Genomic DNA, 23,994 nt, shown 5'->3' with positions numbered 1-23,994 from the left:
GCAGATGTAGGGTCTGACCCCTAGGTGCGGCGGCCGCGCACTGCGATCAGCGACCAGAACGCCAAGCCGAGGGCGAGGCCGACGATGTAGGGCCCCGCGCCGCCCCAGCCCGCCGGCGACACATAGCCCTCAACAAGTCCTGCCACCACGAGCCAGGGCGCCGTGCCGAGCACGACCGCCATCGCCGGACGGGCCTGGACCGCCAGCGCGGCGGGGCGGGTCAGGGGACCGGGGGAGACGAGCGCCCAGCCCATCTGCAGGCCGGCTGCTGCGGCGACCACGATGCACGACAGCTCCAGCACGCCGTGGGCGACGACAAGGCGGAGGACTTGATCGAGGTTGCCGTGCGCGGCCGCGACCCCGAGCACGGCGCCGAAGATCAGGCCGTTGTACACCAACAAGAACGCGCCGCCGACCGCGAACAGCAGCCCGGCGGCGAAGGACAGGAACGTCACATGGATGTTGTTGGTGAATATCTGGCTGGAGAACGCGGCCGACTGCGAGGAGGTCAGGCCGCGGTCGCCGCGCGGCGGGTCGGCGCCGTCGATGAACACGCCGGGCACCAGTCCTGCCGCGCCGTCCGGATCGAGGATGCCCCAGATCAGCGCGAACGCGGTGGCGCCGATGAACAGCGTCGCTGCGACCCCTCGCGCCAGCCGGCGCTCTCGCACCAGCCGCCAGTAACCGCGCGAGATGAACGCCAGCGGCGACGGCCGCCCACCGACGTCGGCGTACACGGTCGCTCGCGCCCGGACGACCAGCGCCTCCAACCGTCCGGTGAGCGGGTCGCCCGGAAAGAGCCGGCGCGCCAGTGCGAGGTCCGCCGCAGCCGCCCGGTAGAGGCCGCCGAGCTCCAGGACGCCGGCCGCGCCGAGCCGCTCAGGCTTCCCGCGCGCCTTCCCGAGCGCGGCCTCCAGCGCCTGCCAACTACTCGACCGCTCACGCTCGAAGCGGTCGAGCGTCATGACCGGTCGTCCTGGTGGGTACCGTGCCGCACGAGATGGAGGACTATCAGGACCGCCTGCGCATTGCCACGCCCGAAGGAGTCACGGTCGACCTGATCCTCGCCGGCCTCGGCTCGCGCTTCATCGCGGCGCTCATCGACCTCACGCTCAAGGGCCTGCTGATCCTCGGTGCGTTCATCGCCGCGGTGCAGATCGGCGACATCGGCCTCGCGCTCTTCTCGGTCATCAGTTTCGCGATCTACTTCGGCTACGACGTCGCCTTCGAAGTTCTCGCCAACGGCCAGACCCCGGGCAAGCGCTGGACGGGTCTGCGGGTGCTGCGCGATGACGGTCGCCCCGTCGACCTGCTCTCCAGTTCGATCCGCAACGTCGTGCGTCTCGTCGATGGATTGCCGCTGAGCTACTTCCCGGCGATGGTCTCGATTCTCCTGACCAAGCGCAACCAGCGCATCGGTGACCTCGCCGCCTCCACGATCGTCGTCCGCGAGCCGCGCAAGCGCGAGGCCGCCGACGCCGGCTTCAGCGCCTACGTTCCACGCGCGTCGCAGTCGACATCGGCCGCGGCACCGAGCTTCGGCGGCTTCGGTCTTCCGCCAGGCATCGAGGCGCTCACGCCGGTCGGCCGCGCCGCACGCAACGCCGCTGGCGGCGAGATCCTCGACGTCAGCGCCCTCAGCACCGACGACCTCACCGCCGTCCGCAGCTTCCTGGACCGCCGCTACGACCTCCCACCAGCCATCCGCACCGACCTCGCCCACCGCATCGCCACCGCCCTCGCCCCCCGCGTCGGCGGCGCGACCGCAGGACTCAAGGACGAGGACCTCATCGAGCAGGTCTCGGCGGCGAAGTCCCGCGTTGGTGGGGCCTAAGGCTCTAGCACGCTCGGCGGGGATTCGATGGTGGCGACGAAGTCCGTAGGAGTCATGCAGCGGATTGCGAGGCCGGCGTCGAGCAGGTCGCGATCGAGCGAGACGATGGCATCAGCATTGCTGCTGTGCGCGAGCGCAACAAGGTAATCGTCTTGGCTGTCGCGGGTAAGGGCTGGCGGCGCTGGCGGATCGTCATGGATCTCGCTGAGCGCGACAACGCCGCCCACGAAGATTGCGGCTCGGTCGTTTGCCGACCGCGCAGCGAACTTCGGTCGATCGAGAACCTGGGTCAGTTCCTCGATCAACTGCGGTGAGGCGACGATCGTGAAGCGCCGTTCGCGCGCGGCCCGCAGCAGCCGCGCTGGCGCGGCATCGTCGCGCCCGATGAACGCTGAGACAAAGACGCTCGTGTCAATGACCGCGTGTGTCACGCGGCGTTGCCACGCGATGCGCGGTGTGCGCGCACCTCGCTGACGGCCAGCGCATCGGCTTCGTCAGCCGTGAGGCCAGGGACCGACGAAGCCTCAAGTGCCGCGAAGGCGAGCCATTCAGCCACGGCATCGGCGATGAGCTTGCTGTCGCTCACATCGGTCGTCGACGCTTGAGCTCGTGCACGAAGCACGAGCTCTTCGTCGAGCTCGATCTGCACGCGGTTGGCGGCCATAGCTCAAGAGGGTAGGAGTTCGCGAGACCGAGGTCCAGTTCTCCGCGACCACCGTCCGCGCGGAGGCGAAGCTCCGCGCGGACGGGATCAACAACGCGGCGCCGGACGCGTGGTCGGCGCTTAGGTTGCGCGTGCTGCGTTGGCGTAGATGTCGAAGAGGCGGTCCAGTGCTTGGGCCGACAGGCGGTCGACGGTGATCTCGGCGAGGAGGTCGGGATCGATCGGCTTGTCGACGGGCAGGCCGTCGAGACGGTCGTTATTGCACCGCGCCAGGTCGTAGCGGCGGTGGCGCAACTGCTCAATCAGGTCGTCGGTGAGCGGGACCTCGAACTCCTCGGCGTCGGTGCCGGGGCCGTTGGGGTCCCAGTCGACGGCGGTGATCAGCGCGGTCGCGGCACTGAAGCGCATCGCCAGCACGTATTGGGCCTCAGGCCCATAGAGGAGAAAATCCTCAAACAACTCATGGCCGAGATCCATCACCTTCTTGGCTTCAAGCCGAAGAACATCGGCGGTCTCGCGATCAACGACGAGCATGCGAGCGTGGGTACGCTGCGAGGTACTCATGGGAGATGCAGTCTCCTTGGGTCATGCCCCCGGGCCGCGCTAACGGTCGCGGGGGTCTTGATTTGGATGTAGCAAAGCCTAATCGGCGGGTCGGATGGAATTGACCGATCGCGCAGAATCGTTGCAATAGTCGAGAGTCACGGTTCGGCAAGCGACAACACCAACAACGCTCGGGTGCCGACGTTTTGGCGCTCAGCGCGACCGGTGTCGTGGAACGCAACGTGGTCTGTCGTCCGCTTCGGCCTCGGGGAGGGTGGGCCTGTTGGGCGCGGTCTGCTCGCGTCCAACAGGCCCACGTCGGGTCTGCGGCGTCGAGAAGGGGTCGTGGGCCTGTCAGGCGCGATGAGCTCGCGTTCATCGGGCCCACCTCCACGCTCGAGCCTCCGGGCAGACGATCCGGGTCGTCTGGCGTCCCCATGCGGGACACCAGACGACCTCGCCCCTCCGGACGTGAGTGATCGCCGGCCCGCGCCCGCCGGGCGCGGGCGTCTCGTAACACTCCCGTCGCAGTTTCGTGGCGATCGTCACGGATCGCCGCCCAACCAGCCACACACCGAACCCCCCACCCACCGCAACGCGGCGCCCGACCGCTTACGGCCGTTAACGAACCACCGCCCACGCCGAGCCCAAAGCTCGACGCAGGCGGCAGAAAAACCAACCGCGGTAACTTGCTCGCTAGCCGTCCAGCGTCTTGAACAAGTCGGTGTGGTCGTTGGTCCCCAACACCGCCAACGACCCCGGCCCACGCGCCCAGACCGGCACGACCGAACCGGTGTGCTGCTGGCTCGGCGGGGCCGCCACCGGCGCCGCGCCCGCGCCGCCGTACCCGGCGGTGCCGTACGTCAGCGACAGCGTGGAGCCGTCCTTGGTCGTCAGGTTGGTCGAGTAGCCGGTCGGCAGGCCCGAGCCGCTGGCGTCCTCGCCCACGATCTGGCTGGTGTGCGCGTGGTCGGCGGTGACGACCACGAGCGTGTCGGGGTGGCTCTTCTGGTAGTCGAGCGCGACGCCGATGGCGGTGTCGAAGGCGACCGTCTCACCGATCTGGCCGCAAGCGTTGGTGGCGTGATCCTGCTTGTCGATCGACGCACCCTCGATCTGCAGGAAGAAGCCCCGGTTGTTGTTGTCGTCGAGCAACTTGATGGCCTTGGACGTCATGTCCGCCAGGCTCGGCTCGTTGGCGGGACGCTGGTTCTCGACGCACGGGGCCGGGTCGTTGCCCTTGCCCGTCGCTGCGGCCGGGCCGCTCCATTCCAGCGACATGTTGCCGGTGGTGAACAGGCCCAGGACCGGCTTGGGATCACGATCACGATCGCGATCGAAGAACGGCCGCGGACCCTTGTTCGTGATCGCCGCCAGGCCGGCGGCGTCAGTCACGTACTGGTAGCGCTGGCGCTGGGCGGAATCCACGACCGTCTTGCCGGCGTCCGGGCCGTCCGGGATCGTGGCGGTGAAGCGGTTGCGCCCGCCGCCCAGGAGCACGTCGACCTTGTGGTCGACCTCCTGCTCGGCGATCGAGCCCAACCCGCCAGCGCCCTTGCGCTCGCTCGCGCAGCTGCCCATGTCGGCCGGACCCTGGCATCCACGCAGGGAGATGTGCGAGGCCAGGACGGCCGGCGTCGCGTCGGTGATCTCGGCGGTGGAGACGTCGCCGACGCGCGCGCCGCGGCGCTGCCAGCGCTCCAGCACGGTCTGGAGGTTGGCGCCGGGCACGTTGATCGCGCTGCTCGGGCCCTGGGAGATCCGCTCGTCGAGCGTCTTGGTGCCGGTCGCCCACATCGTGCCGGTGGAGGCCGAGTCCGGGTCGTAGTCGGGGAGATAAGGGGCCGCCGCGGCCGGCTTGACCGACCACGTGGTGTCGAAGCCGGTCAGCGGCATGCGGTCGACGTTGAGCGGGTTGTTGACGCCCTGGTAGTAGCGGGCGGCGGTGATCTCCTGGGTGCCCATGCCGTCGCCGAGCAGGAAGATCACGTTCTTGGGATGGGTATCGGTCAGCGCGCGGGCGACGACGCGCTCCTTCTCGTTGGGAGCGAACGCGCCGATCGCGAGCGCGGTGCCGACCCCGGTTGCGGCAAGCGCCACGGAGGCGGCGAGGACGATGGTGATGCGCTTGGGCATCATGATGGTGGACAACCCCTTCGGTGGTGTGCGAGAGCACCGCCAAGTTATGTCCGGGTTCCGGAGCAGCTTGTGAAGAGGCGACCACCAATCGGTGAACGCCTGGCAACCCGGTGTTACCTACGTGTTGCCGCGCACCGTCCCGTCGCCCTCGGCCGCCTGGCGCTCGGCTTCGGCCCGGCCCGGATGACTCTTGGGCAGGTCCTCGGGGATGATCTCGTCGTGGGCCTCAGGGGTGTCGCCGAGCGGCGCGCCGTCGTCAGGCGTCGCCGGGCCGAGCGGCTCGTCGGTGTCGGGCGGCGGGGAGTTCTCGCCGCCGACCTCGCTGCCCTGCTCGCGGTCTTCTGGATCGTCGGTCATCTCATCGCGGTACCCGTGCTGCACGGCGTTGACGCACCGATCGACGCTGCTAGGATCTAAGTCGAGACGACTGAGATTTACCGTCACGCCAGGAGACGCACGAACCTTGAACGCCGACCGCTTCACCATCAAGTCCCAGGAGGCCATCCAAGCCGCCATCGCGCTGGCCGCCGCGCGCAAGCACGCGCAGGCGACGCCCGAGCACCTGCTCGCGATCCTGCTCGGTCAGGACGACTCCGTGGTCCCCGGCGTCCTGCGCAAGCTCGGCGTCGCCGGGCCCGCCCTTCGCGTCGAGGTCGACGAGACCCTCGACGCCCTTCCCACGCTCGCCAACCCCGAGGAGCCGACCTCCGCGCCCGAGCTGCTCGGCGTCGTCCGCGCGGCCGAGGTCGAGATGCGCGAGCTCGGCGACGAGTACATCTCCACCGAGCACCTGCTGCTCAGCCTCGCCGGCTTCGGCGGCCGCGCGGGCGACCTGCTGCGCGGCGCCGGCGCCACCAAGGAGCAGCTGGCCAAGGCGATCGCTGAGGTCCGCGGTGCGCACAAGGTCACCGACCAGTCGCCCGAGGACAAGCTGCAGGCCTTGGAGAAGTTCGGCGTCGACCTCACCGAGCTTGCCGCGACCGGCAAGCTCGACCCGGTCATCGGCCGCGACGAGGAGATCCGCCGCGTCATCCAGGTGCTCTCCCGGCGCACGAAGAACAACCCCGTCCTCATCGGCGAGCCCGGCGTCGGCAAGACCGCGATCGTCGAGGGCCTCGCCCAGCGCATCGTCTCCGGTGACATTCCCGAGTCTCTCCGCGACCGTCGGGTGATCTCACTCGACATCGGCGCGCTGCTGGCCGGCTCGAAGTACCGCGGTGAGTTCGAGGAGCGCCTGAAGGCCGTCCTGGCCGAGATCAAGGAGGCCGGCGGCAACGTCGTCCTGTTCATGGACGAGCTGCACACGATCGTCGGCGCGGGCGCCGCGGAGGGCGCGGTCGACGCCGCCAACCTGCTCAAGCCGATGCTCGCCCGCGGCGAGCTGCGCGCCGTCGGCGCGACGACGCTGGACGAGTACCGCAAGCACATCGAGAAGGACGCCGCGCTGGAGCGACGCTTCCAGCCCGTGCTTGTCGGCGAGCCGTCCGTCGAGGACACGATCGCGATCCTGCGCGGCCTCAAGGAGCGCTATGAGCTGCACCACAAGGTCGACATCCAGGACGCCGCGCTGATCGCCGCCGCGACGCTGAGCGACCGCTACATCGCCGACCGCTTCCTGCCCGACAAGGCCATTGACTTGATCGACGAGGCCGCCTCCGGCCTGCGCATCGAGATCGACTCCAAGCCGGTCGAGATCGACGAGGTCGACCGCCGCATCCTGCAGCTGGAGATCGAGCGCACGTCGCTGGCCAAGGAGGACGACGACGCGTCGCGCACGCGGCTCGACACGCTGGACCGCGAGCTCGCAGACCTCAAGGAGCAGTCGGCCGCGATGACCGCCGAGTGGCAGGCCGAGAAGGACGCGATCGGCGGCGTGCAGGAGGTGCGCGAGCAGCTCGAGCAGGCCAAGATCGCGCTGGAGCGCGCCGAGCGCGAGGCCAACCTCGAAGAGGCCGCGCGCCTACGCCATGGCGTCATCCCCGAGCTCGAGCAGCAGGCCGCCGAGCGCGAGGAGCGCACCGACGGCAACGCGGGCTTCCTGCGCGAGGTCGTCAACGCTGAGGACATCGCCGAGGTCGTCGCGCGCTGGACCAAGATCCCCGTGTCGCGGCTGCTGGAGGGTGAGGTCGAGAAGCTCATCCACATGGAGGAGCGCCTGCACCAGCGCGTCATCGGCCAGGACGAGGCGGTCGCCGCGGTCTCCAACGCCCTGCGCCGCTCACGCGCCGGGCTGCAGGATCCGGACCGCCCGATCGGCAGTTTCCTGTTCCTCGGCCCGACCGGTGTCGGCAAGACCGAGCTGGCGCGCGCGCTGGCCGAGTTCATGTTCGACAGCGGCGACGCGATGGTCCGCATCGACATGTCGGAGTACATGGAGAAGCACGCCGTCTCGCGGCTGGTCGGCGCGCCTCCCGGCTATGTCGGCTACGAGGAGGGCGGCCAGCTCACCGAGGCCGTGCGCCGCCGCCCCTACACGGTGGTGTTGCTCGACGAGATCGAGAAGGCCCACCCCGACGTCTTCAATGTGTTGTTGCAGGTGATGGACGACGGGCGCCTGACCGACGGCCAGGGCCGCACGGTCGACTTCAAGAACACCGTGTTGATCATGACCTCCAACATCCCCGGAGGTAGGGCCGGCGCCGAGGCGCACTTCAAGCCGGAGTTCATCAATCGGCTGGACGACATCGTGGAGTTCCACGCGCTGGACCGCGAGCACCTCAGCAAGGTCGTCGACCTGCAGGTCGAGCGGGTGCTCACGCGCGTGCGCGACCGTGCCATCGACGTCACGCTCACCGATGCGGCCCGCACGCTGCTGGGCGACATCGGCTACGACCCCACCTACGGCGCGCGGCCGCTCAAGCGTGTCATCCAGAAGCGCCTGGTCGACCAGCTGGCGCTCGGGATCCTCGAGGGCCGCTTCCGCGAGGGCGACGAGGTGGCCGTCGACGCGGCCGACGGGGAGTTGACGTTCACGAAGGTCGAGGCGGGCGTCGCGCCGGACACGGAGCCCGCCGCGGCCTAGGTCCGGCCTAGGAGCGGATCCGCTGCGGGCAGGGCGCGCTCTTGCTCGGCTTGGGCGCGCCCGGAGGCTGGAGGCACACGCCGACCGAGTAGAACAGGAACTTGCTGCCCGTCACGCCCTTGGTGAAGGACTTGGTCGTGTCGAACTGCAGCTGCCACTTGCCGAGCTTGGGCGCCGTGAACGGGAACAGGCGGCGCTTGGCGGTCTGGGCGATCCGGCCGCACTGGCCGGTGGCCTTGCCCAGCCGGATGGTCTGCTTGAGCTTGCCGCCCGGCGCGATGTAGTGCACGTAGACGTCGGGGTTGTGCATGGCCAGGCCGAAGCCGGCGACCGAGAAGCGCACACGCAGCTTCTTCGGATCCCCCGACGAGGGCGTGAAGTTCGCCTTCAGACGCGTGACCGTGAACATCGAGCCGGCGGTCAGCGCGTCGGAGGCGACCTGCACGGTGAACGTGCGCTCCAGCTCGTCGTCGGCCAGCACCGGCGGGGCGAAGGCGCCCTGCATCGCGCCGCCCGCGTCCATCGTTCCCAGGCCGCCGGTCAGCGCCGTGCCGTCGAGCAGCACGGAGTACGGCCGGCCAGGGGTGTAGCCGTTGCCCGACACCGTGACGTTGGTCTTGTCGGTCTGCAGATAACAGGTGCGATCGGTCTGCACGGTGGCGCCGTGAGCGGCGGCGGGGACGAGCAGAAGGGCGAGTGCTGGAGCGGTGAGAAGGCGGCGCATGGACGGGTCCGGAGGCTAGCGGTCAAGGGGTCGTGCTCCGCGGAACACGCGGATCGGGTAGAAGGAGCGCATGCCGACGTACATCATGCTTTCGACCCTGACGCCCGAAGGCGTCCAGACGGTCAAGAACAACCCGCAGCGGATCCGCGAGGTGAACTCCGAGGTCGAGCAGCTCGGAGCCACCGTCAAGGCCCAGTGGTCGGTGCTCGGACGCTTCGACTTCGTCAGCATCGTCGAGGCCCCCGACGAGTCGACGATGGCGCGCGTGTCGCTGGAGCTCGGCTCCCGCGGAACCGGGCGCTTTGAGACGCTGAGCGCGATTCCGATTGACGATTTCATCGCGTCTTTGTGACGTGGACGAACATCGGAGCGGTCTCTTGCACTCTCTGAAGCGGAGATGTGAGGACGGGAGCGAAGCGGTCTCGTGAAGGTCCTTGTGGTTGGGAGTGGCGGTCGTGAACACGCGATCGTCAACGCGCTCGCGCGCTCGCCGCAGCGGCCGGAGATCCTGGCCGCCCCCGGCAACCCGGGGATCGCCGCGCTCGCCCGCTGCGTGCCGGTCGGCGTCGATGACCTCGACGGTCTCGTCGCGCTCGCGCGCGAGGAGCAGGTGGGCCTCGTGGTGATCGGCCCCGAGGCGCCGCTGGTCGCGGGCCTCGCCGATCGCCTCGCCGAGGCGGGCATCGCCCACTTCGGCCCCACGGCGGCTGCCGCCCAGCTGGAGGGCTCCAAGGCCTTTGCCAAGGAGATCATGGCCAGCGCCGGCGTGCCGACCGCGCAGTGGGCGGAGGTCGAGACGGTCGACGCGGGGATGGAAGCCATCGACGGCCGCTATCCCACCGTCATCAAGTTCGACGGGCTGGCCGCCGGCAAGGGCGTCGTCGTGGCGCCCGACGAGCCGACCGCCCGCGCCGCGCTGGTCGAGATGCTCGAGGAGCGTCGCTTCGGCGCCGGCACCGTCGTCGTTGAAGAGTTCCTCGACGGCGAGGAGCTCTCGCTCTTTGCCATCTGCGACGGCGAGCGGGCCGTGCCGATGGTCCCCGCCCAGGACTACAAGCGCATCTTCGACGGCGACGAAGGTCCCAACACCGGCGGCATGGGCGCCTACAGCCCGGTCCCCGGCGCGCCAGACTCCGACGCGGTCGTCGCGGCGATCCACCAGCCGGTCGTCGACTTGCTGCGCGAGCGGGGCACGCCCTTTCACGGCGTCCTCTACGCCGGTCTGATGCTCACCGACGAGGGCCCGCAGGTCATCGAGTTCAACGTGCGCTTCGGTGATCCCGAGACCCAAGTCGTCCTCCCGCGCCTGCGCAGCGACCTGCTGGAGACGCTCTTTGCCGCCACCCGCCCCGGCGGCTTGGCGGCCACCACGATGGAATTCGATGACAATTGGGCCGTGACGGTCGTCCTCGCCAGCGGTGGCTATCCGGCCTCCTCGTCCTCCGGTGACGTCATCTCCGGCCTTGACAGCGCGGCCGCCACGGGCGCCGAGGTCATCCACGCGGGCACCGCGCGCGCCGACGACGGGGCGATCGTCACCGCCGGCGGCCGCGTCCTCAACGTGACCGCGCTGGGTGCCGACCCCGCGGCCGCCCGCGATCGTGCCTATGCTGCCGCGGACCTGATCCAGTTCGACCGGCGGCAGCTGCGGCGCGACATCGCCCAGCGGGCCGTGGAGCGCGTAAGCACATGACCGAGCAGCCCCAGCCCACAACGACCACCGAGCCCGCGACGCTCACGCAGCTTGAGGCCACCGAGCCCGACACGCCGCTCGTCGGGATCATCATGGGGTCACAGTCCGACATGGACACCATGGCGGGCGCGTCGAAGGTCCTGGAGGCCGCCGGCGTCCTTTCCGAGACCCGTGTCATGTCCGCGCACCGCGACCCCGAGACGGTCGCTGACTACTGCAAGAACGCGCGGATGCGGGGGTTGAAGGTCATCATCGCCGGCGCCGGCCTCAGCGCTGCGCTGCCCGGCGTCGCCGCCGCGCACACCGACCTGCCGGTCATCGGCGTGCCGCTCTCCAGCCGGTTGTCCGCCGCCGGCGGCCTCGACGCGCTGCTGTCGGTCGTTCAGATGCCTCCGGGTGTTCCCGTCGCGGCCGTCGGCCTCGACAACGCCAAGAACGCCGGCCACCTCGCGCTGCGGATCCTGCGCGCCTAGAAACGGACCCATCCGCCGAGCGCGGGTAGCGCTCCATAGACTCGACCGCGTGATCGAGCGCTACACCCGTCCCGAGATCGGGGCCGTCTGGACCGACGAGGCCAAGCTGGAGAGCTGGCGCGAGGTGGAGGTCGCCTGCGCGCTGGAGACCGACGGCCCGACGCCCGCAGACCTGGAGGCGATCGCCTTGGCGACCTTCACGGTCGAGGCGGTCCAGGAGCGCGAGAAGATCACCGACCACGACGTCGCCGCGTTCGTCGACGTGCTGAGCGCCAGCGCGGGCGAAGCGGGTCGTTGGATCCACTATGGGTTGACCTCGTCCGATGTCCTGGACACCGCGCTCGGCGTCCAGCTGCGCAAGGCGGGGGACATCTTGCTGGTGGGCGCGCGCGAGTACCGCGATGCGTTGATCGAGCAGGCGCGCGCGCAGGTCGACACGGTCTGCGTCGGGCGTACCCACGGCGTGCACGCCGAGCCGACGACGTTCGGCATCAAGCTCGCGGGCTTCGCGTTCGAGGCCGACCGCAACCTCAAGCGGCTGGAGCGCGCGGTCGACCAGGTCGCCGTCGGCGCGGTCTCCGGCGCGGTCGGGACCTACAGCGCGACCTCGCCGGACTTCGAGCGCCGCGTGCTCACGCGCCTGGGCCTGGAGGCCGAGCCGGTCTCCACCCAGGTCGTCGCGCGCGATCGCCACGCTGAGCTGCTGCAGGCGATCGCGCTGGCCGGCGCCGGGCTCGAGCGCTTCGCCACGGAGTTCCGCCATCTGCAGCGCACGGAGGTCCGCGAGGTCGAGGAGCCGTTTCGCGCCGGCGCCCAGAAGGGCTCGAGCGCGATGCCGCACAAGCGCAACCCGATCGTGTCGGAGCGCATCACCGGCTTGGCGCGCGTGCTGCGCGGCTACGCACAAGTTGGGGTAGAAGACGTGGCGCTCTGGCACGAGCGCGACATCTCGCACTCCGGCGCCGAGCGTGTCGTCCTGCCCGACGCGACGATCGCCCTGGACTACATGCAGGCGCTCGCCACGCGGCTGGCGCGCGGCATGGTCGTCCACGCCGACCGCATGCGCGAGAACATCGACCTCACCTACGGCGCGCTGTTCTCCCAGCGGGTGCTTTTGGCGCTCGTCGCCGGCGGCCTTCAGCGCGACGACGCCTACCGCATCGCCCAGCGCACGGCGCAGCAGGCGTGGGACACGCGCACGCCGCTGCGCTCACTGCTCGAGGCCGAGCCCGGCCTTGGACTCGACCTCGACACCATCTTCGACTTGGGGCACTACACCAAGCACGCCCAGGAGATTGTGGGCCGCCTCGACACGCTCGTGGCTTAGCTGCGGCCCGGATCGTCGTGGCTGGCGGTGGCGGCCAAGCGCCGGCGGGCGGCCGCCCGTCAAGCCGGTCGGTGCCGCCAGGCGCGTCGAGGCGGCCCGCAGCTAAGCCACGACCAGCGCCTCCACGCCCTCGGCCGCCGCGGCGCTCGCGTCGGCCTCGCGGGAGCGCAGCAGGACCGTTACCACGCCGGCGCCCAGGGCGAGCAGTCCGGCCCCGACGGCGAACGCCGTCGTGTAGCCGTGCACCAGCGCGTCGGCTCCCGTCCCGCCGGCGCCGTCGGTCGCCGAGTTGGCCACCGTCGTCAGGATCGCCAGGCCGAGCGCGCCGCCGATCTGCTGGGAGGTGTTGAACAGCCCGGACGCGAGCCCCTGGTCGTCGGGCGCGACGCCGCCCGTCGCGATCAGCGTTAGCGGCACGAACGCGTTGCCGATGCCCAGTGCGAGCAGGACCACGCCGGGCAGGAAGCCGCCGACGTAGGAGCTGTCGGGCGTCAGCATCGTCATCCACAGCAGGCCGAGCGTGCCGATGCCGAGGCCGCCCGCGAGGACCGCCTTGACGCCAAAGCGGGCCAGCAGCCGCTGCGAGAGCACCGACCCGGTGATGATCCCGACCGTCATCGGCAGGAACGCCAGGCCGGTCTCCAGCGCGTTGTCGCCCTTGATCTGCTGGAAGTACAGCGAGCCGAAGTAGAAGAGCGCGTACATGCCGCCCATCAGCAGCACCGTCGCCGCGTTGGCGATGGCCAGCGTCCGGACCCGGAAGATCGAGAGCCGGACCAACGGCGCTGCGCGCCGCGTCTGGACGATCCCGAAGGCGCCGAGCAGCGCGACCGCGCCCAGGCCGAGGCCGAGCGTCCGCCCGCTGGTCCAGCCGAACTGCTGGGCCTTGACGATGGTGTAGGTCAACAGCACGGTGCCGGCGGTGACGAGCGTGGCGCCGGCCAGGTCGAAGCCGCCCGCGCGGTCACCGGCACGCGACTCCGGGACGACGCGCAGCGCGAGCGCCAGCGTTGCCAGGCCGACGGGCAAGTTGATGAGGAAGACCCACTGCCAGGAGAGCGCATCGACGAGGAAGCCGCCGAGCAGGAGGCCGACCGCTCCGCCGCCGCCGGAGATCGCGGCGAACGCACCCAGCGCCTTGGTGCGGTCGGGCCCTTCGGGGACGGTCGTGGTGATGATGCTCAGCGCGGCGGGGGAGACGAGCGCCGCGCCGAGGCCCTGCAGCGCGCGGGCGCCGACGAGCATGCCGGGCGAGGTCGCCACCGCATCGAGCAGCGAGGCCAGGGTGAACACGGAGATGCCGGCGACGAAGAGCCTGCGGCGGCCGAGTAGATCACCGGCGCGGCCGCCGAGCAGCAGGAAGCCGCCGAAGACCAGCATGTAGGCGTTGACAACCCACTGCAGGTCGGAGGGGGAGAAGTGCAGGTCGGACTGGATGGCGGGCAGCGCGACGTTGGTGATCGTCGCGTCCAACACCACCATGAACTGCGCGAGGCAGACGACGACCACGACGAGGAGCCAGTGGCGGGTGGGTGCTTCTTGGGCGGGAGATGAGGAAGACATAGGGAGGAGGAGAGGGGTCGAGGAGCAAGTGGACCGTGCGGTCCGGATGACCGTAACACAAACGGACCGTCTGGTCCATATTTTCGGACCGAGTGGTCCGTTTGGGTATTCGGAAGTGGTACCGTCTGGTGCATGACGGTCTCGGATGCCCTCCCTCTGCGCGCCGACGCGCGGCGCAACCTTGAGCGCATCCTCGTGGCCGCCCGCGAGGCGTTCGCTCAGCGCGGGCTTGACGTCGGGGTCGAGGAGATCGCCCGCCGTGCGGGCGTCGGCAAGGCCACGTTCTTCCGGCGCTTCCCGACCAAGGACGCGCTGGTGCTCGCAGTGCTGGAGGGCTTCGTCGAAGAGATCGAGGCCGCAGCCGACGAGGCCGCCAAGGCTGCCGACCCGCTCGACGGCTTACGCGAGTTTCTCCTGCATCACATGACGCTGCAGGCCAACAACACGGCCTTCTTTGACGCGGTCTCGGCGCGCTTCACGGGCGAGAACCCGCCGGTCGAGGTGACCGACCGCATGCTCGCGGCGATCGCGCGCGTGCTCGAGCCGGCGCTCGCCGCGGGCGTCCTGCGCGACGGCGTGGAGCCCGGGGACCTCTCGACCGTGGCCAAGATGCTCGGCGCCGCGATCCGGCCGATGCCGGGCGTGTTGCTCCCCGAAGCCGCCTGGCCGCGCTACCTCGAGGTCGTTCTCTGCGGCCTGCGCGCCGGGCAGGACCCGCTGCCGGGTGTCGCGGCAGACCCGTGCACGATGGTGCGCGAAGTCTCCGCAAAGTCGGCCTGAAGCGTCACGCGCGGGCGCCGCGCCCTTCGATACCTTCAGGGCGTGACCAGCCCCGCCGCCGACCTCGACCTGCCGCTCGTCGCCAGCGGCAAGGTCCGTGAGATCTACGACCTGGGCGACCGCCTGCTGTTGGTCGCCTCTGACCGCATCTCCACGTACGACGTGGTGCACCCGAACGGGATCCCGGACAAGGGCAGCGTCCTGACCGGCATCTCCGCCTTCTGGTTCAACAAGACGGGGCACATCGTGTCCAACCACTACATCTCGTCGACCGAGGGCGTTCCGGACTCGGTGCGCGGCCGCGCCATGGCTGTCACCAAGCTCAAGATGCTGCCGGTCGAGTGCGTCGTGCGCGGCTACATCACCGGCTCGGGCTGGAAGGACTACCAGGCCACGGGCAAGGTCTCGGGCATCGAGCTGCCGCCCGGGCTGCGCGAGTCCCAGAAGCTGCCGATGCCGATCTTCACGCCGTCGACCAAGGCCGACGAAGGCCATGACGAGGCCATCGACTTCGAGCAGGCCGCCGAGATCCTCGGCGACCGTGAGCTCGCCGGCCGGCTGCGCGACGTCTCGATCGCGCTGTACTCCTTTGCGTCGGACCTCGCCGCCGAGCGGGGCGTGATCCTGGCCGACACGAAGTTCGAGTTCGGCCTCGATCCCGACGGTCAACTGATCCTCGGCGACGAGGCGCTGACGCCGGACTCCTCGCGCTACTGGCCGGCCGAGGGCTACGAGCCCGGCCACGGCCAGCCGAGCTTCGACAAGCAGTACGTGCGCGACTGGGCGTCGTCGACCGGCTGGGACAAGGCGCCGCCGGCGCCGGAGGTGCCTGAGGACGTCGTCGCCGGAACGCGCGCGAAGTACGTCGAGGCCTATGAGTTGATCACGGGCGAGTCGTTCGACGCCTGGGTCGCGAGGACCGCCGCATGAGGGCGCGGGTGCTGATCCGGCCCAAGGCCGGCATCCTCGACCCGCAGGGCGTGGCCGTCGAGCGCGCGCTGCCGGCGCTCGGCTTCGGCGGCGTGGCCAACGTGCACGTCGGCCGGCTCGTGGAGCTCGATGTGGAGGACGAGGCGCAGCTGGATGACATGTGTCGCAAGCTGCTGGCCAATCCGCTGATCGAGGACTACGAGATTCAGGCCGTGTCGTGAAGCTGGGCGTCATCACCTTCCCGGGCACCTGCGACGACGCCGACGCGCGGCTCGCGGTGTCAAAGGTCGCCGAGCCCGTCGCGCTCTGGCACGGCGACAGCGACCTGCACGGCGTCGACGGCGTCGTCGTCCCCGGCGGCTTCTCCTACGGCGACTACCTGCGAGCCGGCGCTATCGCGCGCTTCTCGCCGGTGATGGAGTCGGTCATCGCCTTCGCCAACGCGGGCGGCCCGGTGCTCGGCATCTGCAACGGCTTTCAGATCCTCTGCGAAGCGGGCCTGCTCCCGGGCGCGCTGCTGCCCAACAAGGACCTCCGCTTCGTCTGCCGCCAGGTCGACGTCGAAGTCCAGACCGTCGGCACGCCGTTCACCTCGACGTGTGAGCTCGGGCAGCGCCTGTCGATCCCGGCCAAGCACATGACCGGCTGCTTCTTCGGCGAGGTGCCCGACGAGCAGGTCGTGCTGCGGTACGCCGAGGGCCACAACTTCAACGGCTCCCAGGATGACATCGCGGGTGTGGTCAACGCCCAAGGCAATGTCATGGGGTTGATGCCGCATCCCGAGCACGCGGTCGACGTCCTGATCGGCGGCTCGGCTGACGGGCTCAAGCTCTTCGAGGGGATGGCCCGTGTCGCCGTCGCCTGAGGCTGCCGTGGTTCCCGGCATCGAGCGGGCCGTCGCGCTCGGGCTGACGCGCGACGAGTACGCCATGGTCATCGAGGAGCTCGGCGGGCGCGAGCCCAACGAGGTCGAGCTCGCGATGTTCTCGCTGCTGTGGAGCGAGCACTGCGCCTACAAGCACTCCAAGAAGCTGCTGCGCACGCTGCCGACCGAAGGTCCCGCGGTCGTCATGGGCCCGGGAGAGAACGCCGGTGCCGTGGACGTCGGCAACGGCTGGGCGGTCGCCTTCAAGGTCGAGTCCCACAACCACCCGAGCGCCGTTGAGCCCTTCCAGGGCGCGGCGACCGGCGTCGGCGGGATCCTGCGCGACATCTTCGCGCTCGGCGCGCGGCCGATCGCGATCCTCGACTCGCTGCGCTTCGGCGAGCCGGACTCGGAGCGCTCGCGCTACCTGCTCGACCGTGCCGTGGCCGGCATCGGCCACTACGGCAACTCGATCGGCGTGCCGACCGTCGGCGGCGAGGTCGTCTTCGAGGCGCCGTACGAGACCAACTGCCTGGTCAACGCGATGGCCATCGGGCTGGCGCGGACCGATGACATGATCCGCAGCGCCGCGGCCGGCGTTGGCAACGTCCTGGTGTTGTTCGGTGCGTCCACGGGGCGCGACGGCATCGGCGGCGCGTCGGTGCTCGCCTCGGCCGAGCTCGATGCCGAGGACGAGACCAAGCGGCCCTCGGTGCAGGTCGGCGACCCGTTCGAGGAGTCCAAGCTGCTGGAGTGCTCGCTGGAGCTGCTGGCCTCCGGGTTGTTGGTGGCCTTGCAGGATCTCGGCGCGGCGGGGCTGACGTCCGCGGCTTCCGAGATGGCGGCCAAGGGCGAGGTCGGCCTCGACCTCGACGTCGCGAAGGTCCCGCTGCGCGAGGCCGACATGGAGCCGTTCGAGATCATGGTGTCGGAGTCGCAGGAGCGGATGCTCTGCGTCTGCGAGCCCGGCAAGGTCGATGCGGTGCTGGCGTTGTGTGAGAAGTGGGAGGTCAACGGCACCGCGATCGGCACCGTGACCGAGGGCAACCGCTTCCGGATCCTGCGCGGTGACGAGGTCGTCGGCGACATGCCGGTCACCGGCCTGGTCGACGACGCGCCGCTCTACGACCTGGCGCCGGAGAAGCCGGCCACGGGGCTGTACCCCGCCCCGCCCGCGCAGCTCGGTCTCGAGGTCGACGTCCGCGAGGCGCTGCTCGCGCTGCTGGCCTCGCCGAACCTCGCGTCGCGGCGACCCCTGTTCGAGCAGTACGACGCGATCGTGCAGTCGCGCACGGTGCGCCGGCCCGAGGAGGCCGACGCCGCCGTCCTGCACCTCTATGACATGGGCGAGGGCGCGCCGTCGATCGCGACCTCCATCGACGGCAACGGCCGCCGGGTCGCTGCCGACCCCTATTGGGGCACGGTCGGCAACGTCCTGGAGTGCGCGGCGAACCTCGCGTGCGTCGGCGCCCGGCCGCTCGGCACGACCAACAACCTCAACTTCGGCAATCCCGAGAAGCCCCACATCGCCTGGCAGCTGACCGAGGCCGTCCGCGGCCTCGGCGACGCGTGCCGCGCGCTGGAGGCGCCGATCGTCGGCGGCAACGTGTCGCTCTACAACGAGGGCGCCGACGGCCCGATCTACCCGACGCCCGTCGTCGGCATGGTCGGCGTGCTGCCCGACGCGACGCGCGCCGGCCGTCTCGGCTTCGCTCAGGCCGGCGACGCGATCGCGCTCGCCGGCTGGAACGCCGACCCGTCGCTGGCTGCGAGCGAGCTGGCCAAGCTGCGCGGCGAGGCGCTGCCCGACGGGCTGGCGGAGATCGACATCGCCCACGTCGCCGCGACGCTGGACGCGATCCGCGAGGCCGTCCGCGCCGGCGAGCTCTCCAGCGCGCACGACATCGCCGAGGGCGGCTTCCTCGTCGCGGTGGCCGAGTCGGCGCTGGCCGGCGGCCTCGGCGCGTCGCTGGATCTCGGCGACGCCGAGGACGTCTGGACCACGCTCTTCGGCGAGCGCTCCGGCGGCTTCGTCGTCTCCGGCCCGCGCGAGGTGCTGGAGCGCCTCGGCGAGCAGATCCCGGTCGACATCTTCGGGACGGTCGGCGGCGAGCACCTGGAGATCGCGATCTCCTCGCTCGGCGAGCGCTGGTCGCTCGCGGAGCTGCGCGACGCCAACGGCGCGCTCGCGCCGCTCTTTCCGTAGGACTGGCCGCAATCTCCGTCGAACCGACGTTCAGAGGACGCCGGACGCGTTGCTACCCTCCGCCGTGCCGCCGCGTCCTCTCGACCTCGCACCTGTCGACGAGGCGGTCCTCATGACCGAGCAGAACATCCCTCTCGACGAGCGCGATGGACCGCGCGACGAGTGCGGCGTCTTCGGGATCTACGCCCCCGAGCACGACGTCTCGCGCCTCGCGTACTTCGCCCTCTACGCCCTGCAGCACCGCGGTCAGGAGTCGGCGGGCATCGCCGCGGCCGACCGTGGTGGCTACATCATCACGCAGCGCGCGCTGGGCCTGGTCAACCAGGTCTTCAAGGAGCACGACCTCCGTGCCCTCGCGGGCGACCTGGCCATCGGCCACGTCCGCTACTCGACCACCGGTTCCAACGAGTGGGAGAACTCCCAGCCGGTCCACCGCAGCGCGGGGACCAACGGCAACGTCGAGCTGGCGCTCGCGCACAACGGCAACCTCATCAACGCCGTCGAGCTCCACGCCGAGTTGCGCGCCAAGGGCGTGCAGTTCACCTCGACGTCGGACTCCGAGATCATCGCCGCGCTGATCTCCACGCATCCGGCCGAGAAGCTCGAGGATGCCGTCGCCGCCGTGCTGCCGCGCCTGAAGGGCGCGTTCTCGACGGTCGTCATGACCAAGGACAAGGTCGTCGCCTTCCGCGATCCGGCCGGCCTGCGCCCGCTCGCGCTCGGCCAGCTCGGCGACCGCTACGCCGTCGCCTCGGAGTCGTGCGCGTTCGACATCATCGGCGCCAAGCTGCTGCGCGACGTGCTGCCGGGCGAGGTCGTGACGCTGTCGGAGAAGGGCATCGGGACGCAGCAGGTCGTCTCCGGCGAGCGCCAGGCGTTCTGCGTGTTCGAGTACATCTACTTCGCGCGGCCCGACTCGCAGATGAACGGCATGCGGTTGCAGGTCGCCCGCGGGCGGATGGGGGAGATCCTGGCGCGCGAGGCGCCGGCGCCGTCGGCCGACCTCGTCATCGCGGTGCCGGACTCGGGCGGGCCCGCCGCCCGCGGGTTCGCGCGCGCCGCCGGCCTGCCGCAGGACGACGGGCTGATCAAGAACCGCTACGTCGCGCGCACGTTCATCCAGCCGGGGCAGGAGCTGCGCAAGCACGGCCTGCGGATGAAGTTCAACCCGCTGCCCGAGGTCGTGGGCGGCAAGCGGCTTGTCGTCGTCGACGACTCGATCGTGCGCGGCAACACCACGCGCCAGATCGTGCAGATGCTCCGTGACGCGGGCGCGCTGGAGGTCCACATGCGGATCTCGGCGCCGCCGATCAAGCACCCGTGCTTCTACGGCATCGACATGAGCAAGCGCGAGGAGATGATCGCGCACGAGCGGACGCCGGAGCAGATCGCGGCCGAGCTCGGCGTCGACTCGCTGGCCTACCTCTCGCTGGAGGGCGTCTACGAGGCGGTCAACGGCGACCGCGGCGACCACTGCGACGCCTGCTTCTCGGGCGAGTACCCGCTGCCGGACACCGAGGCCGGGCAGGCCAAGGACGCGTTCGAGCTGCCGCTGTTGACCACGCCGGCCTGAGCCGCCCCGGCGAGCGGTGGCTGGAATCGTGGGGTAGGTGTCCTTGCCGCCATCGCGGTGAGGCGCGACGATGGGCGCATGCGCACCGTCGTCATGGCCTTGGAGTCCACGCAGTCGCTCGACGTGCACGGGCCGGTCGAGGTGTTCCAGGCCGCGTCGCGGATCGCGGCGCAGCGTGGTCTCGCTGTCGGGTATGAGGTCGAGATCGTCACGCCGGGTGGTGGTGGCGTCGCGTTCTCCAACGGGCTGACGCTGGGCGCGGGCGAGCTGCCGTCGCCGCGCGGTGAGTTTCACACCATCTTGGTTGCAGGCGGCGCGGCCGCGCGCCACGCGGGCGCCGACGATCCCGCGATCGTCTGGCTGCGCGCCGCGGCGCCGCGTGCGCAGCGGGTGACGTCGGTCTGCACCGGAGCGTTCGCGCTGGCGACGGCGGGCCTGTTGGACGGTCGCCGTGCGACGACGCACTGGGCCTACTGCCGCGCGCTGGCACGCACCCACCCGGCGGTCTCCGTCGACCCCGAGCCGATCTACGTCCGCGACGGCGACGTCTGGACCTCGGCGGGCGTGACCGCCGGGATGGACCTCGCGCTGGCGCTCGTCGAGGAGGATCTCGGTAGCGCGATCGCGCTGGAGGCGGCGCGCTGGCTCGTGCTCTTCCTCAAGCGCCCGGGCGGACAGGCGCAGTTCAGCGCCGGGCTGGCGATGCAGGTGGCGAGCGCGGCGCGCGAGCCGCTGCGCGACCTCCAGGCGTGGATGGCCGATCATCTCGACGCCGACCTGTCGGTCGGCGCGCTGGCTGCGCGGGCGTGCCTGTCGGAGCGGCACTTCACGCGCGCGTGGCGCGCGGAGACGGGTCTGACGCCGGCGGCCTACGTCGAGGCGCTGCGCGTCGAGCGCGCTCGGACGCTGCTGGAGGATGGCGCCGCGGTCGACGTCGCGGCACGCGCCGCCGGCTTCGCCAGTGCCGAGGTCCTGCGCCGCGTCTTTCATCGCAGGCTCGGCGTCGGGCCGGCCGCCTACCGCGACCGCTTCAAGTCGGCCGTGGCCTAGTCCATCAACAACATCGGAGCGCTCTTCACCATGCCCTTGGACATCGTCATCCCCATCTACGACGACTTCACCGCGCTCGATGCGGTGGGCCCGTACGAGGTGCTGTCGCGGATCGGAGGCCGCGTGCGCTTCATCGGCCGTGAGGCCGGGCCTGTGCGCACCGACAACGGGATGCTGACCGTGCTGGCCGAGGCCTCGTTCGCCGAGGCGCCTGCGCCGGACATCGTCGTCGTGCCGGGTGGCGTGGGCACGCGCGCGCTGACCACCGACGCGGCGTGGCTGGACTGGCTGCGCGCGGTCCACGCGACGTCGCAGTGGACGACGTCGGTCTGCACCGGCTCGCTGCTGCTCGGCGCGGCGGGGATTCTCGAGGGCCTGCGCGCGACGTCGCACTGGCTGGAGCTGGAGACGCTGCGCCAGTACGGCGCCGAGCCGACGGGCGAGCGCGTCGTCGAGCAGGGCAAGGTCATGACCGCGGCGGGCGTGTCGGCGGGGATCGACATGGCGCTGACGCTGACGGCGCGGATCGCGGGCGACGATGTCGCCAAGGCGATCCAGCTCGCCATCGAGTACGACCCGCAGCCGCCGTTTGACACCGGCTCGGTGGAGAAGTCCGACCCGGTGATCGTCGAGGCGATCCGCGCGCGGGTGGCCGCGCGCGAGGCGGCGTCGCGAGAGCGCGCCGGCGTGTAACCGAAGTGCGGAGGTTCCGTGCCGTGCGTGCGGTGCGGCACGGGGGCCTCCGGGGGCGTCGCTAAGGTCAGGCGCGCCTTGATGGATCTCCACGACGCCCTCCACGAGCACTTCGGTTTTGACCGCTTCCGCCCCGGTCAGGAGGACGCGGTGGCCGCGGCCGTGGCCGGTCACGACGTGCTCGTCGTCATGCCTACGGGCGCGGGCAAGTCGCTCTGCTACCAGCTGCCCGCGCTGGTGCGCGAGGACCTGGCGATCGTCGTCTCGCCGCTGGTGTCGCTGATGCAGGATCAGGTGGAGGCGCTGGAGCGGCGGGCTCCTGGGGCTGCTGCCGTCATCAACTCCCAGCAGGACGCGTCGACCAATGCCGAGGTGCTTGCCCGCGCGCGGGCCGGCTCGCTGAAGCTCTTGTACGTCGCACCGGAGCGGTTCTCCTCGCCGGGGTTCCTGGAGGCGATCCGCGAGGTGCCGATCGGCCTGTTCGTCGTCGACGAGGCGCACTGCGTCTCGCAGTGGGGCCACGACTTCCGCCCTGACTACTTCCGGCTGGCCGACGCCGCGCGGTGGCTGGGTGCCAAGGCGCTGATTGCCTCGACGGCGACCGCGACGCCGCAGGTCGCGCGCGACATCGTGGCGCGCCTCGGGCTCAAGGAGCCGGCGCTGGTCACGACGGGCTTTGACCGTCCCAACCTGAGCTTCGCCGTCGTGCCGTGTGCGACGACGGCCGACAAGCACGCGCGGATCGCCGCGGCGCTGGGCGAGGAGGGCGCGCGGCCGGCGATCGTCTACGCGGGCACGCGCAAGTCGTGTGAGTCGCTGGCCGAGCGGTTGGGTGTCGAGTTGGGCATCGAGGTGCTGGCCTACCATGCGGGGCTGGGGCGGGCGGAGCGCACGGGGGCGCAGCGGCGCTTCATGGCCGGCGAGGTCGAGGTCGTCGTCGCGACCAACGCCTTTGGCATGGGCGTCGACAAGGCCGATGTGCGGACGGTCGCGCACGAGGTCGTGCCGCCGTCGATCGAGGCCTACTACCAAGAGGCTGGTCGCGCGGGGCGCGACGGCGCTCCGGCGCGCGCGCTGCTGTTCGCCGAGAAGCGCGACAAGTCGCTGCACGTCTTCTTCATCCAGCGCGCCGAGGTCTCCGACGCGCTGCTCGAGCAGGTCGCGCAGCGGCTGCTGGCGGCGGCGGTGGACAACCGCTTCGACGTCGCGGTGAACTACCTCGACGAGGAGGCCGAGCGCGTGCGCGCGATCGTCGGCCACCTCGCGCGGGCTGGCGTGATCCAGCCGGCGCCGTCGCCGATGGACCGCGTACGCGGCCGCGTCGTCGGGGTCTTTGACGGCGCCGCACGCGCGTGGGCGCGCACGTCGGCGGCCGAGGGGCAGCGAGCGCGCTGGAAGCAGTACCGCGCCGCGTGGGCGTTCGTCGAGGAGGGTGGCTGCCGGCGGGCGACCATCTTGAAGCACTTCGGCGACCCGGCGGCACCGGCGCCGGAGGGCGCGTGCTGCGACGTGTGCGATCCGTCGCTGGTGCCGGCGTCGCCGTCGCGCGCGATCGCCTCCGGTCGCGCCGGCAGTTCCGCGGTGGCGGGCACGGCCAAGCACGAGTCGATCGACGACGCGATCATCGCCGTCGTCCGCGTGGCGCGCCCGTCGATCGGCCGCACGCGCGTCGGCGAGGTGCTGCGCGGCGGGCAGGCCAAGGCGCTGATCCGCAACTCGTGGGACGGGCTACCGGAGTACGGCACCTACGCGCATCTGTCGGCCAAGGCCGTGCTGGACCGGATCGACGCGCTGGTCGACGGTGGGCTGCTGGAGAAGACCGAGGGGCCGCGGCCGGTGTTGCGGGCCACCGCAGCAGCTCCGCCGGCGTCTGCGCCGGCGGGTCAGGGCGCACTCGCCATCGAGGCCGCCTGAC

General features: G+C 70.8%; 23 protein-coding genes. 15 read left to right on the top strand and 8 right to left on the bottom strand.

Annotation, left to right across the window (positions count from 1 at the left end; genetic code table 11):
- Positions 1-20 precede the first annotated feature (20 nt).
- Positions 21-965, bottom strand: a complete 945-nt coding sequence (locus tag VGO10_RS03920; protein WP_327465359.1) for a stage II sporulation protein M — start codon at positions 963-965, stop codon at positions 21-23.
- Positions 966-1,000: 35 nt separating this feature from the next.
- Here VGO10_RS03920 and VGO10_RS03915 point away from each other — a divergent pair, with 35 nt between their 5' ends.
- Positions 1,001-1,834 (top strand): RDD family protein, encoded by an 834-nt coding sequence (locus tag VGO10_RS03915; RefSeq protein ID WP_327465357.1) that lies wholly within the window; start codon positions 1,001-1,003, stop codon positions 1,832-1,834.
- On the opposite strand, the gene VGO10_RS03910 is transcribed toward VGO10_RS03915, so the two are convergent.
- The 5 genes from VGO10_RS03910 to VGO10_RS03890 all read right to left on the bottom strand — a co-directional run bounded on the left by VGO10_RS03910 (position 1,831) and on the right by VGO10_RS03890 (position 5,537).
- Positions 1,831-2,265: a putative toxin-antitoxin system toxin component, PIN family gene (locus VGO10_RS03910; protein WP_327465355.1), complete on the bottom strand. Its 435-nt coding sequence runs from the start codon at positions 2,263-2,265 to the stop codon at positions 1,831-1,833. The genes VGO10_RS03915 and VGO10_RS03910 overlap by 4 nt on opposite strands.
- Positions 2,262-2,483 carry a hypothetical protein gene (locus tag VGO10_RS03905; protein WP_327465353.1) on the bottom strand — a complete coding sequence of 74 codons (222 nt, stop codon included), beginning with the start codon at positions 2,481-2,483 and terminating at the stop codon, positions 2,262-2,264. Before VGO10_RS03905 ends, VGO10_RS03910 begins: the two co-directional genes overlap by 4 nt.
- A 135-nt stretch (positions 2,484-2,618) precedes the next feature.
- Positions 2,619-3,062, bottom strand: a complete 444-nt coding sequence (locus tag VGO10_RS03900) for a hypothetical protein (protein WP_327465351.1) — start codon at positions 3,060-3,062, stop codon at positions 2,619-2,621.
- Positions 3,063-3,737: 675 nt separating this feature from the next.
- A complete protein-coding gene (locus tag VGO10_RS03895) occupies positions 3,738-5,180 on the bottom strand; it encodes an alkaline phosphatase (protein WP_327465349.1) in 1,443 nt (480 codons plus the stop codon).
- 117 nt (positions 5,181-5,297) lie between these two features.
- Positions 5,298-5,537, bottom strand: a complete 240-nt coding sequence (locus VGO10_RS03890; protein ID WP_327465347.1) for a hypothetical protein — start codon at positions 5,535-5,537, stop codon at positions 5,298-5,300.
- Between the two features lie 106 nt (positions 5,538-5,643).
- On the opposite strand from VGO10_RS03890, the gene clpB reads away from it, so the two are divergent.
- Positions 5,644-8,202 (top strand): ATP-dependent chaperone ClpB, encoded by a 2,559-nt coding sequence (gene clpB / locus VGO10_RS03885; RefSeq protein ID WP_327465345.1) that lies wholly within the window; start codon positions 5,644-5,646, stop codon positions 8,200-8,202.
- Between the two features lie 7 nt (positions 8,203-8,209).
- Here the strand turns inward: clpB and VGO10_RS03880 are convergent, their stop codons facing one another.
- Positions 8,210-8,926, bottom strand: coding sequence for a hypothetical protein (locus VGO10_RS03880; protein ID WP_327465343.1), 717 nt, complete (start codon positions 8,924-8,926; stop codon positions 8,210-8,212).
- A 70-nt stretch (positions 8,927-8,996) separates the two neighbouring features.
- Here VGO10_RS03880 and VGO10_RS03875 point away from each other — a divergent pair, with 70 nt between their 5' ends.
- The 4 genes from VGO10_RS03875 to purB all read left to right on the top strand — a co-directional run bounded on the left by VGO10_RS03875 (position 8,997) and on the right by purB (position 12,419).
- A complete protein-coding gene (locus VGO10_RS03875; RefSeq protein ID WP_324339670.1) occupies positions 8,997-9,278 on the top strand; it encodes a GYD domain-containing protein in 282 nt (93 codons plus the stop codon).
- 72 nt (positions 9,279-9,350) lie between these two features.
- On the top strand, positions 9,351-10,619 hold the full coding sequence (gene purD / locus VGO10_RS03870; RefSeq protein ID WP_327465337.1) for a phosphoribosylamine--glycine ligase: 1,269 nt from the start codon (positions 9,351-9,353) through the stop codon (positions 10,617-10,619).
- On the top strand, positions 10,616-11,092 hold the full coding sequence (gene purE, locus VGO10_RS03865; protein ID WP_327465335.1) for a 5-(carboxyamino)imidazole ribonucleotide mutase: 477 nt from the start codon (positions 10,616-10,618) through the stop codon (positions 11,090-11,092). Before purD ends, purE begins: the two co-directional genes overlap by 4 nt.
- A gap of 49 nt (positions 11,093-11,141) precedes the next feature.
- Positions 11,142-12,419 (top strand): adenylosuccinate lyase, encoded by a 1,278-nt coding sequence (gene purB / locus VGO10_RS03860; protein WP_327465333.1) that lies wholly within the window; start codon positions 11,142-11,144, stop codon positions 12,417-12,419.
- Between the two features lie 102 nt (positions 12,420-12,521).
- On the opposite strand, the gene VGO10_RS03855 is transcribed toward purB, so the two are convergent.
- Positions 12,522-13,982 (bottom strand): MFS transporter, encoded by a 1,461-nt coding sequence (locus VGO10_RS03855; protein ID WP_327465331.1) that lies wholly within the window; start codon positions 13,980-13,982, stop codon positions 12,522-12,524.
- Positions 13,983-14,114: 132 nt separating this feature from the next.
- Between VGO10_RS03855 and VGO10_RS03850 the strand changes: the two genes are divergently transcribed.
- The 9 genes from VGO10_RS03850 (at position 14,115) to VGO10_RS03810 (ending at position 23,993) form a co-directional block, all read left to right on the top strand.
- The gene (locus VGO10_RS03850) at positions 14,115-14,762 is read left to right on the top strand and encodes a helix-turn-helix domain-containing protein (protein WP_327465329.1); all 648 of its coding nucleotides are present in this window, start codon (positions 14,115-14,117) and stop codon (positions 14,760-14,762) included.
- A 42-nt stretch (positions 14,763-14,804) separates the two neighbouring features.
- A complete protein-coding gene (locus VGO10_RS03845) occupies positions 14,805-15,692 on the top strand; it encodes a phosphoribosylaminoimidazolesuccinocarboxamide synthase (protein WP_327465327.1) in 888 nt (295 codons plus the stop codon).
- Entirely contained in the window at positions 15,689-15,913 is a 225-nt protein-coding gene (gene purS, locus VGO10_RS03840) for a phosphoribosylformylglycinamidine synthase subunit PurS (protein ID WP_327465325.1), read from the top strand. The genes VGO10_RS03845 and purS overlap by 4 nt, the downstream gene beginning before the upstream one ends.
- On the top strand, positions 15,910-16,557 hold the full coding sequence (gene purQ, locus VGO10_RS03835; protein WP_327465323.1) for a phosphoribosylformylglycinamidine synthase subunit PurQ: 648 nt from the start codon (positions 15,910-15,912) through the stop codon (positions 16,555-16,557). The genes purS and purQ overlap by 4 nt, the downstream gene beginning before the upstream one ends.
- 7 nt (positions 16,558-16,564) lie before the next feature.
- Complete coding sequence (gene purL, locus VGO10_RS03830; RefSeq protein WP_327465321.1) at positions 16,565-18,763, top strand: phosphoribosylformylglycinamidine synthase subunit PurL; 2,199 nt, start codon at positions 16,565-16,567, stop codon at positions 18,761-18,763.
- A gap of 64 nt (positions 18,764-18,827) precedes the next feature.
- Complete coding sequence (gene purF, locus VGO10_RS03825; RefSeq protein WP_327465319.1) at positions 18,828-20,336, top strand: amidophosphoribosyltransferase; 1,509 nt, start codon at positions 18,828-18,830, stop codon at positions 20,334-20,336.
- Between the two features lie 78 nt (positions 20,337-20,414).
- Positions 20,415-21,386, top strand: a complete 972-nt coding sequence (locus VGO10_RS03820; protein WP_327465317.1) for a GlxA family transcriptional regulator — start codon at positions 20,415-20,417, stop codon at positions 21,384-21,386.
- A gap of 36 nt (positions 21,387-21,422) precedes the next feature.
- Complete coding sequence (locus VGO10_RS03815; protein ID WP_349258915.1) at positions 21,423-22,079, top strand: DJ-1/PfpI family protein; 657 nt, start codon at positions 21,423-21,425, stop codon at positions 22,077-22,079.
- A gap of 81 nt (positions 22,080-22,160) precedes the next feature.
- Positions 22,161-23,993, top strand: coding sequence for an ATP-dependent DNA helicase RecQ (locus VGO10_RS03810; RefSeq protein WP_327465313.1), 1,833 nt, complete (start codon positions 22,161-22,163; stop codon positions 23,991-23,993).
- The last annotated feature ends 1 nt before the right edge of the window (position 23,994 follow it).

Origin of the sequence: Baekduia sp., assembly GCF_035996765.1 — a bacterium.
Lineage (GTDB): Bacteria > Actinomycetota > Thermoleophilia > Solirubrobacterales > Solirubrobacteraceae > Baekduia.
Note: the sequence above shows the minus strand (reverse complement) of the source record. Positions and strands in the feature narration are given on the sequence as shown.

Bases quoted from the DNA above. Each gene is read 5' to 3' on its own strand.
- VGO10_RS03915 (WP_327465357.1), top strand. From the start codon at position 1,001: ATGGAGGACTATCAGGACCGCCTGCGCATTGCCACGCCCGAAGGAGTC.
- purS (WP_327465325.1), top strand. From the start codon at position 15,689: ATGAGGGCGCGGGTGCTGATCCGGCCCAAGGCCGGCATCCTCGACCCG.
- VGO10_RS03855 (WP_327465331.1), bottom strand. From the start codon at position 13,982: ATGTCTTCCTCATCTCCCGCCCAAGAAGCACCCACCCGCCACTGGCTC.
- VGO10_RS03900 (WP_327465351.1), bottom strand. From the start codon at position 3,062: ATGAGTACCTCGCAGCGTACCCACGCTCGCATGCTCGTCGTTGATCGC.
- VGO10_RS03920 (WP_327465359.1), bottom strand. From the start codon at position 965: ATGACGCTCGACCGCTTCGAGCGTGAGCGGTCGAGTAGTTGGCAGGCG.
- purE (WP_327465335.1), top strand. From the start codon at position 10,616: ATGACCGAGCAGCCCCAGCCCACAACGACCACCGAGCCCGCGACGCTC.
- VGO10_RS03810 (WP_327465313.1), top strand. From the start codon at position 22,161: ATGGATCTCCACGACGCCCTCCACGAGCACTTCGGTTTTGACCGCTTC.
- VGO10_RS03890 (WP_327465347.1), bottom strand. From the start codon at position 5,537: ATGACCGACGATCCAGAAGACCGCGAGCAGGGCAGCGAGGTCGGCGGC.
- VGO10_RS03880 (WP_327465343.1), bottom strand. From the start codon at position 8,926: ATGCGCCGCCTTCTCACCGCTCCAGCACTCGCCCTTCTGCTCGTCCCC.
- VGO10_RS03895 (WP_327465349.1), bottom strand. From the start codon at position 5,180: ATGATGCCCAAGCGCATCACCATCGTCCTCGCCGCCTCCGTGGCGCTT.
- VGO10_RS03820 (WP_327465317.1), top strand. From the start codon at position 20,415: ATGCGCACCGTCGTCATGGCCTTGGAGTCCACGCAGTCGCTCGACGTG.
- VGO10_RS03850 (WP_327465329.1), top strand. From the start codon at position 14,115: ATGACGGTCTCGGATGCCCTCCCTCTGCGCGCCGACGCGCGGCGCAAC.
- VGO10_RS03875 (WP_324339670.1), top strand. From the start codon at position 8,997: ATGCCGACGTACATCATGCTTTCGACCCTGACGCCCGAAGGCGTCCAG.